This window comes from Bacillus cereus group sp. Bce041 (assembly GCF_052646455.1).
This window is the reverse complement of sequence record NZ_JBQXON010000002.1, coordinates 885,259-898,624: the sequence shown is the minus strand read 5'-3', so window position 1 is coordinate 898,624 and position 13,366 is coordinate 885,259. Positions and strand designations below refer to the sequence as shown.

Below are 13,366 nucleotides of genomic sequence, written 5' to 3'. Positions count from 1 at the left end.
TGTCCTTTAAATAAAATCTCAATATTATGACAATTTTATTCTTTTTGTACTTTATGTACATGGAGAGTTTTTATAGTTGCTTCATTTTCAGTTTTGTCATAATAATAGAAAAAGGAGATTGATAGTTTTGAATATTTTATCAAAGGATATGAAGCATGAAAAAATCACGCAAAGTGTCATTGCAAACGAAAATAGTAAGCTTAATTATTACGTTAATTTTATTTGTCGTTCTCCTGTTAGCGGGAATATTTGTTTACATTCAGTCCGTTGATACGAAGCACCAAGTGGAACAGTTAGCACTGCAAACGGCTAAATCTCTTTCTTTTATGCCAGCGATAAAAGAGGCTTTTCAATATAACGAGCATAAAAGTACCATTCAATCCATTGCGGAACAAGTTCGTGAGCAAGCTGGTGCAGATTACGTCATTGTAGAAGATCGCTATGGGGTTATGTATTTACATTCTAATTCGGAGTTGATTGGTACAAAGAGTAACAACCCGTATAACTATGAGGCACTTACTTTTGGTGGTTATTATACACTCGAAGGAAATGGTACAAGTGGTCCAGCTTTAATGGCGAAGGCACCTATTATTGTTCATAACGGAGACTACGATCAAGTAGTAGGCGTTGTGACAGTAGAGTTTTTAATAAAAGGTATCGAATCTAACATATTAAGCAGAACGAAAGAAATTATGCTCTTTTCATTAGCAGTATTATTAGTCGGCATTGTTGGTGGCATTCTTTTAGCGCGTAGCATCAGGAAAGATACACTCGGTTTAGAGCCGAATGAAATCGCAGCGTTATACCGGGAACGAAGTGCGATACTACTATCTATAAAAGAAGGAATTATAGCTATTGATCAAAACGGTTTTATTACGATGATGAACACGTCGGCAGAAGAAATGCTTCATGTAAATGATGATTATATACAGCAGCACATTTCAAAGGTTTTACCGGAATTTAATATGGAAAGAGCGCTAGAAAACGATCAAGAAATCGCGTTTCAAGATAAAGTGTTTATTTTAAACATGACACCGATACTCGAAAATAATAGTACGGTAGGCGTTGTATGTAGTTTTAGAGATAAAACAGAACTGCAAAACTTAGTGAATACGATATCTGAGGTAAGAAAGTATTCAGAGGACTTACGTGCTCAAACGCATGAATTTACAAATAAACTTTTCGTCTTATCAGGATTACTTCAGTTAGGACATTACAAGGAAGCGATTGAATTTATCCAACAAGAATCTAACATTCATCAAAGCCAAACCATATTTTATTCCATCAAATTCATGATGCGAAAGTACAAGCTATTTTATTAGGTAAAATCGGAACAGCATCTGAAAAGAAAATTGATTTTCATATTGAAGGAGATAGCGCGCTTCATCCGTTACCAGACCATATAAAGGTGTCGCATCTTATTACGATTCTTGGAAACATAATTGATAATGCATTTGATGCGGTGAGTGGGCAAGAGGAGAAGAGAGTTTCCTTCTTCGTTACGGATATAGGACACGATATTGTATTTGAAGTGATAGATAGTGGGATAGGAATACCGGTAAAAAAAATTACGACCATTTTTCAAAAAGGATTTTCAACGAAAGGAACTGATCGTGGTTACGGACTAGCAAACGTAAAAGAAATGGTAGATCTACTAGAGGGAACAATTGAAATTCAAAACGAGAAAAATGGGGGAGCGATTTTTACAATTTACCTTCCGAAAACATTGAGAGAAAGTACATGACAAACAGGGGGATGGGCATATGTTGAAGGTTGCAATTGCAGAAGATGATTTCCGCGTCGCGCAAATTCAGGAAGAGTTTTTATTAAAAATAAAGGACGTAAAAGTGATTGGAAAAGCATTGAACGCGAAAGAAACGATGGAACTACTACAAAAGGAAGAAATCGATTTGCTTCTATTAGATAATTACTTACCAGATGGAATTGGAACTGACTTATTACCACAAATTCATGCTGACTTTCCAAGCGTTGACGTCATTATGGTAACGGCGGCGAATGAAAACTATATGCTAGAAAAAGCAATTCGAAACGGAGTAAGCAATTACCTTATAAAACCAGTCACGTTAGAAAAATTTGTTCGCACAATTGAAGACTATAAAAGAAAGAAGCAACTATTACATAGTAACAATGAAGTAAATCAAGCACTCATCGATAATTTCTTCGGGACTTCGCAAACACAAGACATAAAAAACTTACCGACAGGTGTGGATCCGTTAACACTGCAAAAAGTGAAAGGGATTATAAAAGGATTTGAAGAGGGCATTACAATAGAAGAAATGGGAGAACAAATGGGGGCCTCCAGAACAACCGCAAGAAGATATTTAGAATACTTAGTAGCGACCGGCGAATGCACAGTAGAGTACACATACGGCATTATCGGACGACCAGAACGAAAATATCGAATAGGACGAGGACTATGAAAAAACGATTATTACTATGTATATGGATCATGACAGGAGTAATAGCTGGTTGTTCCTCGGAAAAATCTCAAACGAATACAGTAAACATAGAAGAAGTAGAAATCGTTGCGCCGAACGTTCCAAGAGCAGGATGGGACTTAACAGCACGGGCGATGCAAAAAACGCTGACAGAAGAAAAAATCTTCACAAAACCAATCACAGTCACAAACAAAGTAGGAGGCAGTGGTGACGTCGGATGGAAATATACGAAACAAAAAGGCGGTCACGTACTGGCGATTAACTCAAGCTTACTCATAACGAACAACCTACTAGGCCACAGTAAACTAACATATAAAGACTTCACACCACTCGCAACGCTAGCATCGGACTGGGAAGTAGTTGTCGTATCAAAAGACTCTAGCATAGATAACGCAAACGAACTAATGAAACAACTAAAACAAGACAAGAAAAACTTCAAAATCGGTGTTGCCCCAGGCCTAGGAAATGACGATCATCTATCCTTCGTACAAGTAAGCAAAGCCTTCGGTATAAACCCAGCCGAACTACAATTTTTCGTCTACGAAAACAAAGAAAAAATCATAAACGCCCTAACGAACAAACAAATAGGCGCCGCAACCATGACCCTATCCGAAGCCGAAAAACAATACAAAGCCGGCAAAATAAAAATACTAGCCGTATCCGCACCAAAACGGATAGACCGACTACCACAAATCCCAACATGGAAAGAACAAGGAATCGACGTCATATTCCAGCGCTGGAAAGGAATCATGGGCCCGAAAGATATGACGGAGGAAGAGGTTGCTTATTGGGATGGTGTTATTAAGAGGATGGTGGAGAGTGATAGTTGGAAGGGGATTTTGAGGGAAAGAGGGTGGAATTCTTATTATAAGGATAGTGGGGAGAGTAGGGGGTTTTTGGAGGAGAGTGATTTTAGGTACGAGGAAATGGTGAAAAAAGAGGCTTAAAAGGGAAGTGTTCAATCAGGCTTTATTTTTGTAGTTACTTCTATATAATATAAAAGAGATGAGAGTGTTAGGCTAATTACATTAAAAGGGCTAGATAGGGACAGATAAAATCTAGCTTACTGATTAAAAATATATTAGTCGTTAAAAGATATAAAAGGCATTTTTCAGTCTATAAAGTGTGGAAACATAAAGTATAGAGTTTCTGTGAGATTTAAGGAGGAAATAATGAAGAAAAATATTTATGTTGTTGGAGCGGTAATTGTCCAAGATGAGAAAATTTTATGTGCACAAAGAGGGCCATCTAAATCGCTACCTCTTATGTGGGAATTTCCAGGTGGGAAAATAGAAGAGGGGGAAACACCTCAAGAGGCGTTAAAGCGTGAAATTGATGAAGAAATGCATTGTAGCGTGCAGATTGGTGAGCAAATTGATTATACAGCCTATGAGTATGATTTTGGTATTGTTCATTTGAAAACTTTTTATTGTAAGCTTGTTGAAGGAAGTCCGGTTCTAACTGAGCACGTAGCAATTAAATGGTTATATCCGAATGAACTAGCAGCTTTAGAGTGGGCACCTGCGGATATCCCGACTATTGAGAAATTATCAAAAGAATCGATTGTAAAGTAATTTGAAAAAAACTATTCGTTTTATACGGATAGTTTTTTATATTTGTAATAAATTTGCACTTTAAATCAGTGAGTAATACAATTAATATAAAAAATTGTCATAAATGGTGATCATATGGAGAATTTCATTCAAAAATTAGAGGGGTCTTTATATAAAGGGTTTATTGATCAAAAACATAATCATCCTGGAATATATAAGCCGAAATTATTAGTAAACAATACGAAAAAAAATGAAAATGTTTTAAGCTCATTATTGGAGGAGCTAGAAAATAGTACATCTTTTATTTTCTCAGTAGCTTTTATTACAGAAAGTGGGCTAGCGACTTTAAAATCACATTTCCTTGATCTTAAACAAAAAGGGGTTAAAGGACGTATATTAACATCTACATTCTTAAACTTTAATACACCAAAAGTGTTTAGAGAGTTAATGAAACTTGAAAATGTAGAAGTAAGATTAACAAATTTATCTGGTTTTCATTCAAAGGGATACATATTTGATAACAAAACACATTGTTCATTAATTGTCGGTAGTTCAAATCTGACTGCACATGCTTTGAAGGTAAACTATGAATGGAACGTTAAGTTAACATCGCATGAAGATGGAGAGATTGTACAGCATTTTAAAAACCAATTTGAAGAAGTTTGGGAGCATTCTCAAGTATTAACCGAAGAGTTGATTGCAAATTACGAAACAATATATGAGCAAGCTGCAGAAAATAAGTTACTAGATCGAGTTATAGAATTACCTGGTCAATATCATAATTCAATTGAAGAAGCTTTGAAAATTAACCCAAATAAAATGCAACAAGCTGCGTTACAAGAAATACAAGCTATTCGAGACGCTGGAAAAGAAAAAGGCTTAGTTATCTCTGCAACAGGAACGGGGAAGACATATCTTTCAGCATTTGATGTCAGAAATTTTGCACCTAAACGGATGCTATTTATTGTTCACCGAGAGCAAATATTAAATAAAGCGAAATCAGATTTTCAAAAAGTTCTTGGTGGAATAGATGAGGACTTTGGAATTTTATCAGGGTCAAATAAACAAATAAATGCTAAATATTTATTTGCGACGATCCAAACTATTTCAAAAGAGGACACTTTACACCAATTTGATCCTGAGCTATTCGATTATATTTTAATAGATGAAGTTCATAAAGCTGGTGCTAGTTCTTATCATAGGGTTATTGATTATTTTAAACCGAAATTTTTAATGGGAATGACTGCTACACCTGAACGTACAGACAACTTTAATATTTATGAGCTATTTGATTACAATATTGCTTATGAAATTCGTTTGCAAGAAGCACTTGAAGAAGATATGCTTTGTCCTTTTCATTATTTTGGAGTTACTGATTTTGAATATAATGGTGAAAAGATAGATGACACTACAGTTTTATCTAAACTTGTTACAGAAGAACGAGTGGATCATATAGTTGAAAAAGTAAAATATTATGGTTTTTCTGGTGAGAAAGTAACAGGACTAATGTTTTGCAGCCGAAAAGATGAAGCAGAACAATTATCACACGCCTTAAATAATAGAGGTTTTCGCACATTTGCATTAACAGGAGATCATTCCCAAGAGGAAAGAGAATTGCGCGTGAATCAATTAGAAAATGGCATACTTGATTATATTTTAACGGTAGATATATTTAATGAAGGAATTGATATTCCGAGTGTGAATCAAGTTGTTATGTTAAGACAAACTCAATCAAGTATTATCTTTATACAGCAACTGGGGCGTGGACTTCGGAAACATGATTCGAAAGATTTTGTTACGATTATTGATTTCATTGGAAACTATAAAAACAACTATTTAATTCCAATTGCCCTTTCAGGAGATAGATCACAAAATAAAGATAATATACGCAGATATACAAATGACACGAGTTATATTAAAGGTATTTCAACAGTTAACTTTGAGGAGATAGCGAAAAAACAAATCTTTAAAGCTATTAATAATAGTAATTTAACAGCAATGAAATTATTAAAGGAAGCGTTTGGTGAGTTGAAAAATAGAATAGGAAGAATTCTATTTTTATATGACTTTATAGTAAACCATTCTATTGATCCAGTTGTACTTGTAGATGGATATTCGAACTATTATCAGTTCCTATTGAAAATGAAAGAAGATGTGCCTACATTAACAGAGTACGAAAACAAAGTTTTAACAATGCTTTCATTGGAAGTATTAAATGGAAAACGTAAAAACGAAATCGTTTTGTTAGACTTATTATTAAAGAAAGAAAAAGTTGATAAGGATGAGTATGTAAAACAACTTGAACAATCTAATTGCTTAACAGATGATGAAACGATTACTTCAGTACAACGAATTTTTGAATTAGAGTTTTTCTCACAAAACAGTCAAAAGAAATATGGAGAAAAGCCAATTCTCTCTTTACAAAACAATAAGATATATATGTTTAATGATTCTATTCGAAAAAGCTTAGAACAAAATGAATACTTTAAGTATATGGTTATGGACATCGTTAGAAGTTCGAAGGAAAAGGGCAAAAACTATGAGTGTGATAGTAACCTTACTGTATATAAAAAATACTCAAGAAAAGATGTGTGTAAACTTTTAAATTGGCATAATGATGAGAGCTCAACTATGTATGATTATAAGACAAAATATTATACTTGTCCAATATTTATCACATACCATAAAAATGATGAGGTAGAATCCAGTGTGGACTACGGTGATGAATTCCTTAATCAAGATGTTCTTAAATGGTATACAAGAAGTAATAGAACATTAAAATCGAAGGAAGTTCAAACAATTATTGACGCTAAAGAAAATAATATTGATGTTCATATTTTTGTGAAAAAAGATGATGACGAGGGGAGCGACTTTTACTATTTAGGAAAAGCGAGACCTGATAAAGCAAGTGTAGAACAAACTGAAATGCAAGATAAAAATGGAAAAGAACTACCGGTTGTTACGATGAATATGATTATGGAGAAATCGGTTGATAATAAGCTTTATGATTATTTAAAGGATAGTAATGTTTTGTAGGTATATTAAATTTTTAATATCTTTATGTTTCTAAAATTATTAAGCGAATATAGATGGGGCTGTATCAAAATGACATCGGAGTATGCTTTTGATATGGTCTTTTTTATTGGAATTTAATATGTTTTTTATTAGATTTGTGGATTCATTTAATTGGTTTAAGCAGAATGTGGAGATGGGTCTTTCTAATCGAAGTAACCGATAACTAACCCCTCCGAAGCCCCTTACAAGCCCCTACCAAGTAATAAATCACTAAGAAAAAACATAACAAAAACAAAAACACCAACAAACACCGTAGTAGTCAAAAAAAATTTAAAATAACACGCCAAAAACCCTGACTCCCTCCCATATATATTATGAAGGGGCTTTTACTTTTGAACGGAGACGGGAGGAATTAGGATGGCGGTGTATCGTAATGTGCAGGTGAATTTTTGGCAGGATGATTTTGTTTTGGATTTGACGCCGGAGGAGCGGTATTTTTATGTGTACTTGTTGACTTGTTCGAAGACGACGCAGTGCGGGATTTTTCCTTTTCCCAAGTGGTTAGCTGAGATGGAGACGGGTTATAATCGGGAGACTGTTGATAAGCTTGTGCAGCGTTTTATTGATTATGGAAAGATTCTTTATGATGCGGATACTCGGGAGCTATTCGTTTTGAATTGGCTTCGTTATAATCCTGTGACGAATACGAATGTGGAGAAGTGTGTGCTTCGTGAGCTGAAGGGTGTGAAGAATAAGGAGTTTGTACATATGTTTCTTCAGAAGTGCGCTGAGGAAGAGCTGAGTGTTCCGATGCTTTTAGCATATTTCGGTATGCCTGATGATTTGGCTGTGGATGATGTTGAGCCAGTTTGTGAGGAGGTAGTGGAAGAAGCGGTTGTAGAGGAAGAAACGGGAAGTCGTGTGTTTTCTTTTTATGAGCAACATTTCGGTAGTTTGTCTCCTCATACTGTGGAGGAACTGAGTGCGTGGATGGAAGATTTGTCAGAGGAGCTTGTGCTGAAGGCTCTTCAAATTGCGTTTGAGAATAATAAGCGGACGGTTGCTTATGTGAAGGGGATTTTGAGAGGCTGGCACGGGAAAGGATTTACGAAAGTGTGTGAGGTTGAGGCGGATACAGCTAAGTTTAGGAATAAGGAGTCGTCTGTTAGTACGGGGGAGACGGAGGAGTTTTTGGCGAGGTGTGAGGAGTGGGAGCAGAATGCGCCGTCTGAGGAAGAGTTGCAGCGCTTTTTAGAGGAGCGCGGGTGGCGGCCATGAGTATTCAAAATGTGGAGGCGGAGAAGACGGTGTTAGGTTCTCTATTACTTGATGGAGAGCTTATTAAGGAGTGCCGTTTGACGGAGCAGTATTTTTCTATGCCAGTACATAAGTCTATATTTCAGTTAATGCGAAAGATGGAAGGCGAGGGGCAACCGATTGATCTTGTGACGTTCATTTCTAGGGTAGATCCGAAGTTTTTAGAGGGGATCGGGGGAATGGAGTATTTTATAGGGTTAATGGATGGTGTGCCTACTACTAGCAATTTCTCTTATTATGAGGGGCTTGTTCGAGGTGCGTGGAAAATGTATCAGGCCGGTGTTCTCGGGCACAAGATGGGAGAGCGTCTTATTGCGGAGAAGAGTGAGAAAGTTATCGGTGAGACGATTACGGCACTTTGTGAGTTAGAGGAAAAAGACTCTGTATGTGAGTTTGATTTGAAGGATGCGTTAGTTGATTTGTATGAGGAGCTTCATCAAGATGTGAAAGAGATTACTGGTATTGAGACTGGTTATACATCGTTAAATAAGATGACGTGTGGACTTCAGGAAGGAGATTTTGTCGTTCTTGGTGCGCGTCCTTCTATGGGGAAGACTGCGTTTGCGCTTAATGTTGGACTGCATGCGGCGAAGTCTGGAGCGGCGGTTGGATTGTTTTCGTTAGAGATGAGTAGTAAGCAATTGTTAAAAAGGATGGCTTCTTGCATAGGTGAAGTGTCAGGAGGTAGGCTGAAAAATCCGAAGCATCGTTTTGCGATGGAAGATTGGGAGAAGGTAAGTAAGGCGTTTGCGGAGATTGGTGAGTTGCCATTTGAGATTTACGACAATGCAGGTGTTACGGTGCAAGATATTTGGATGCAAACCCGTAAGTTAAAGCGGAAACACGGTGATAAAAAGCTTTTAGTCATTGTAGATTATTTGCAGCTCATTACGGGCGATCCGAAGCATAAGGGCAATCGATTTCAAGAGATTAGTGAGATTTCTCGTAAGCTTAAGTTATTAGCACGTGAATTAAATGTTTGTGTAGTAGCACTGTCACAGTTATCTCGTTCTGTAGAGTCGCGGCAAGATAAGCGTCCGCTTTTATCAGATTTAAGAGAGACCGGACAAATTGAGCAAGATGCGGATGTCATTATGCTTATGTATCGCGAGGATTATTACGATAAGGAAACAGTGCAGAAAGAGATGACGGAGATTCATGTGGCGAAGCACCGGAATGGGCCTGTGGGGAGTTTTAAGCTGAGGTTTTTGAAGGAGTTTGGGCGGTTTGTGGAGATTGGATGATAAAATAGAAGAAGGCATATAAAAAGGTAAAGGAGTGGTTACGGATGACAAAAGTAGGTCGTTTATATGAACAAGAGAAGCAAGAAGAAATTGATAAAGCACTTTCGGCAGCTGGAATGCTTTTTAAAGGAATGAGTGTAGAAGAAATAGCTAAAAAATTAGATGTAACAATTGAAAAGGTGAAAGAGTGGGAGAAGCGTTTATCTCATTAATCGCTGGGGTAATGGCAGCGTCTGTATAAATTTATACAAAAATAGCCGAATATTTACTATATAATAGTCGGCTATTTTTGTACGGAGAAGTTGTTAGGTTTAATACGCAAAATTTTTTATTTGCTCTTGAATATGTTTCTTATTTCCCCATAAAGAAAGTCTTTCTCTCTGCCGTAATCCACTGCTGCAAATCATCTTGGCTACGTCGGACAAGTCGATTTACTAAAACATCATGCCATACGTAATCCTCTAATAGGTATATATGAACGGGATCATCTGTATAAAAAGCAATATTACGCTCTTCAAGTGATGGTCCATAAATCATCTCTTTAGAATCTATCGATACAATAAACCAATGTTCTGTAGACAAGGTTTCTGTATAAGGTGTTATGCGATGGGCTTCTAGATTTTTAATGGGATTTTCAACATGTAGGGTAATACCTTGTATTGTAACTTTATCAGCTACTTCAGATAGATCTTCTTTTAACGCTTCATACATCTCATCCCACATTGAAATGACAATACGTCGTTCTGCTTTTTTTATTAATGCCTGACAATAGCTAATGATTGTTTGATTGTCTTTTAAAGTAATTACTCGATTATCCGTTTTTTCCTCGGAAGTTTCTAGTTTCTTTAATGAATCACTAATTCCTTCATAAGTAGACTGCCATTCTGATTGCGCCTTCTGTAAAAAGATTTCAACAGGTAGAGGTGAATAGCGAGTGGTGTCATTTATTTCTTCTTTCATGACAATTCCTTTTTCTACAAGGTTACCTAAAATCTCATAAATTCGCGCTCTTGGGACACTCGAATCTTTACTCACTTGGTAGGCTGTGACAGGCCCTTGTTTAACAAGAGATACATAAGATTTAGCTTCATATTCATTAAAACCAATTTTTTTAAGCTGTTGCACTATGTAGTCCACTTTTTTCGTCCTCCGATGTTTGCTTTTATCCCGCTTTAACGGGCAGTAAGACTCCCACCTCAAAATTCAGCGGAAGCAAAGAAGTTAGGTGGGGATCGGGCTGCCCGTTAAAGCCCGATTGGTTCAACTAATAATCAGTGGCCCCACTGATTAAAGTTTCACTTTATATTTCAACGTTACAATAACTGTTTACATTTAGCAAATTATTAGTTACTATTCGAATAGTGACTAAAAGGGAGGTTAATAGTATGGATTTTTATTTAGACCCATCTGTATTAATGATTTTGATTGTTTTTGGATTTGTAGCTGCATTTATTGATTCAGTTGTAGGTGGTGGTGGACTCATTGCTTTACCAGCTTTATTATTTACAGGACTGAATCCAGCAAGTGCAGTAGCCACAAATAAACTAGCATCGACAATGGGAAGTGCAACTAGTAATATTGTGTTTTATCGTTCTGGTAATCTTGATTTGAAATCGGCGTTTAAATTAGTTCCGCTCACTTTCATAGGTTCCATAATAGGGGCATGGACCGTTCATTTAATAAATCCAGAAGTACTGAAGCCATTGATGTTGATTATGCTTGGTGTGGTCGCTATTTATACGATATTCAAGAAGGATTGGGGAAGTATTTCCACTCATAAAAAATTGTCTGGTCGACACGTCATTATTTTTACTTTCTTTGTTTTTGCTATTGGTTTTTATGATGGATTTCTAGGTCCTGGAACAGGTTCATTTTTAATGTTTTCTCTTTTATTTATTGGGTATGATTTTTTAAAAGCAGCAGGTAATGCGAAGCTTCTTAATTTAGGAAGTAATGTTGGTGCATTGTTGATGTTTATGTATGTAGGGCAAGTCAACTATGCATATGGTTTTATCATGGGGATTGCTCAAATTGCTGGAGGGATTGTTGGCTCCAAATTTGCTATAAAAAAAGGAAGCGGGTATGTTCGTGCTCTTTTCATTACAGTAACTTGTTTATTGTTAGCGAAAAATCTGTATGACTATATTCAGTAAGTAATTAAAGAACGTAGAAAAGGTCAAAGATGCCTACATAGAATATAAGAAGATACCAGGAGAAAATTCCTTTTAACATTTTTTAGATGCTACCTTGTTTGAAGATAGCATCTAAAAAGAAAATCTAAGTGAAGAGAATAAAAATAATATAAACTCATATTTTTCTGGGGTATGTTTATTGATCATAGTGAAATGTTTATTCTATATTCTTCTTATAATTAGGCCTCAACAAACTCTTAAAATCTAACTCAGCAATTAGCACACTCAGCAATATAAGCGTAGCCCCTAAGTATCCTTTTCCTGTCAGCGTTTCACCTGTGAAAACGAAAGCGAATCCTGCGGAAAAGACAGGTTCTAATGAAAAAATAAGACCTGTATGGGTAGGCGTCGTGTATTGCTGGGCAATTACTTGCACGATGAATGCGACTGCGGTGCAAAATATGCTTAAGGCTAAGATGATTAGCCATGAGTTGATTGTGCTAGGAAGCTTTGGCGTTTCTATAATGAATGAAAAAATAAGACTAAATAGACCGACGAAACCGAGTTGTATGACGCCAAGTGCAATGGAGTTTACATGTTTCGTTACGCTTCCAGTAATGATGACGTGAATCGCATAAAATAGGGCAGACAGTATGCAAAATATATCGCCGTTACCGATTTTGAATTCGCTCGTTAATGTTAATAAGCCGATTCCTATTATCGTTAAAATGATTCCTACTATAACTTTCTTTTCCGGAATGTGTTTTAAAAATATAGCTGATAATATTGGAATGAAAATGACTGTGAGACATAGTAGGAAACCAGCATTAGAAACACTCGTATACTTTGTACCGAAAGTCGCGAAAATGTAAACGATAAATAAGACAGAAGCAAGTATAAATGCATATTTTACAGTTTTAAAATCAACTTTGAATAAATGTTTGTAAAATATTAAACCTGATAAAAGAAAAGCGATAATAAATCGTAATGCGATTAAATTATATTCTTCTATGCCATCAAGTCCAAGTTTTGTAAGTAGGATGGATGCACCCCAAAAAAATGTAACTAGTAGTAACATTAAATCCGCTTTTAATTGTAGTTTCATTTCTATTCCCTCGTTATGTATAAATTTTATAAGCCCATACCCCTATCCCCATTTTTAATTTTAATATTAATTCTGAATATTCGTAACTTAAATTTATCGACGTTTTATTTCATTGATTTAATGTTATCCGCCGCGAAAACATTAGCGGAGTTAAATCCAAACATGACGTTCATTTACGTATCTGGTAGCGGAACAGACAGTACAGAATCAAGACGTACGATGTACGTGAAGTTTCAGCGTATTTTTTGCGGAAGCAACTTCTGGGTAAGGACAACAAAAAACCCACTCCGCGCCGTAGGAAGCAAAAGGGTGGGTTTCGTAAAAAATAATAACGTATAATAACCACCACCCTATACGGTAGCAGTTAAGGAAGAGATGTTAGCGCATCTCTTCTTTTTATTATATGCCAATTTATTCGCTGTTACACTTATATAGTATTCTACGGAAAATATATCATATTCCTATTTTGTGGTCAATTTGATCCCGCTTTAACGGGCAGTAAGACCCCCACCTCAAAATTCAGTGGAAGCAAAGAAGTTAG

At 36.1% G+C, this 13,366-nt stretch carries 10 protein-coding genes and 1 pseudogene; 9 read left to right on the top strand and 2 right to left on the bottom strand.

Translation table 11 applies throughout. The annotated features are described in order from the left end of the window. Positions 1-155: 155 nt before the first annotated feature. From ACUN13_RS10640 to ACUN13_RS10605, 8 genes and pseudogenes are all read left to right on the top strand, one after another. A pseudogene (locus tag ACUN13_RS10640) lies at positions 156-1,744 on the top strand (ATP-binding protein). 19 nt (positions 1,745-1,763) lie between these two features. After that, positions 1,764-2,441 carry a response regulator gene (locus tag ACUN13_RS10635; RefSeq protein ID WP_000921517.1) on the top strand — a complete coding sequence of 226 codons (678 nt, stop codon included), beginning with the start codon at positions 1,764-1,766 and terminating at the stop codon, positions 2,439-2,441. Next, a complete protein-coding gene (locus tag ACUN13_RS10630; protein WP_445423771.1) occupies positions 2,438-3,406 on the top strand; it encodes a tripartite tricarboxylate transporter substrate binding protein in 969 nt (322 codons plus the stop codon). The genes ACUN13_RS10635 and ACUN13_RS10630 overlap by 4 nt, the downstream gene beginning before the upstream one ends. Before the next feature lie 225 nt (positions 3,407-3,631). Further along, positions 3,632-4,033, top strand: coding sequence for a (deoxy)nucleoside triphosphate pyrophosphohydrolase (locus ACUN13_RS10625; RefSeq protein WP_000739608.1), 402 nt, complete (start codon positions 3,632-3,634; stop codon positions 4,031-4,033). 114 nt (positions 4,034-4,147) lie between these two features. Continuing rightward, on the top strand, positions 4,148-7,048 hold the full coding sequence (locus ACUN13_RS10620) for a DUF3427 domain-containing protein (protein WP_445423770.1): 2,901 nt from the start codon (positions 4,148-4,150) through the stop codon (positions 7,046-7,048). Between the two features lie 396 nt (positions 7,049-7,444). After that, on the top strand, positions 7,445-8,305 hold the full coding sequence (locus ACUN13_RS10615; protein WP_088345516.1) for a DnaD domain-containing protein: 861 nt from the start codon (positions 7,445-7,447) through the stop codon (positions 8,303-8,305). Beyond that, the gene (gene dnaB / locus ACUN13_RS10610) at positions 8,302-9,588 is read left to right on the top strand and encodes a replicative DNA helicase (RefSeq protein ID WP_142292947.1); all 1,287 of its coding nucleotides are present in this window, start codon (positions 8,302-8,304) and stop codon (positions 9,586-9,588) included. The genes ACUN13_RS10615 and dnaB overlap by 4 nt, the downstream gene beginning before the upstream one ends. Positions 9,589-9,632: 44 nt before the next feature. After that, entirely contained in the window at positions 9,633-9,800 is a 168-nt protein-coding gene (locus tag ACUN13_RS10605) for a hypothetical protein (RefSeq protein ID WP_000169783.1), read from the top strand. 139 nt (positions 9,801-9,939) lie between these two features. On the opposite strand, the gene ACUN13_RS10600 is transcribed toward ACUN13_RS10605, so the two are convergent. Beyond that, positions 9,940-10,725 (bottom strand): TrmB family transcriptional regulator, encoded by a 786-nt coding sequence (locus ACUN13_RS10600; RefSeq protein WP_025687783.1) that lies wholly within the window; start codon positions 10,723-10,725, stop codon positions 9,940-9,942. A 248-nt stretch (positions 10,726-10,973) separates the two neighbouring features. Here ACUN13_RS10600 and ACUN13_RS10595 point away from each other — a divergent pair, with 248 nt between their 5' ends. Continuing rightward, positions 10,974-11,741 (top strand): TSUP family transporter, encoded by a 768-nt coding sequence (locus ACUN13_RS10595; protein ID WP_257115886.1) that lies wholly within the window; start codon positions 10,974-10,976, stop codon positions 11,739-11,741. Positions 11,742-11,937: 196 nt separating this feature from the next. Here ACUN13_RS10595 and ACUN13_RS10590 read toward each other — a convergent pair whose 3' ends face one another. Next, entirely contained in the window at positions 11,938-12,825 is an 888-nt protein-coding gene (locus ACUN13_RS10590) for a DMT family transporter (RefSeq protein ID WP_025687785.1), read from the bottom strand. Positions 12,826-13,366: the final 541 nt, after the last annotated feature.

Bases quoted from the DNA above. Each gene is read 5' to 3' on its own strand.
- ACUN13_RS10590 (WP_025687785.1), bottom strand. From the start codon at position 12,825: ATGAAACTACAATTAAAAGCGGATTTAATGTTACTACTAGTTACATTT.
- dnaB (WP_142292947.1), top strand. From the start codon at position 8,302: ATGAGTATTCAAAATGTGGAGGCGGAGAAGACGGTGTTAGGTTCTCTA.
- ACUN13_RS10615 (WP_088345516.1), top strand. From the start codon at position 7,445: ATGGCGGTGTATCGTAATGTGCAGGTGAATTTTTGGCAGGATGATTTT.
- ACUN13_RS10595 (WP_257115886.1), top strand. From the start codon at position 10,974: ATGGATTTTTATTTAGACCCATCTGTATTAATGATTTTGATTGTTTTT.
- ACUN13_RS10605 (WP_000169783.1), top strand. From the start codon at position 9,633: ATGACAAAAGTAGGTCGTTTATATGAACAAGAGAAGCAAGAAGAAATT.
- ACUN13_RS10630 (WP_445423771.1), top strand. From the start codon at position 2,438: ATGAAAAAACGATTATTACTATGTATATGGATCATGACAGGAGTAATA.
- ACUN13_RS10635 (WP_000921517.1), top strand. From the start codon at position 1,764: ATGTTGAAGGTTGCAATTGCAGAAGATGATTTCCGCGTCGCGCAAATT.
- ACUN13_RS10625 (WP_000739608.1), top strand. From the start codon at position 3,632: ATGAAGAAAAATATTTATGTTGTTGGAGCGGTAATTGTCCAAGATGAG.
- ACUN13_RS10620 (WP_445423770.1), top strand. From the start codon at position 4,148: ATGGAGAATTTCATTCAAAAATTAGAGGGGTCTTTATATAAAGGGTTT.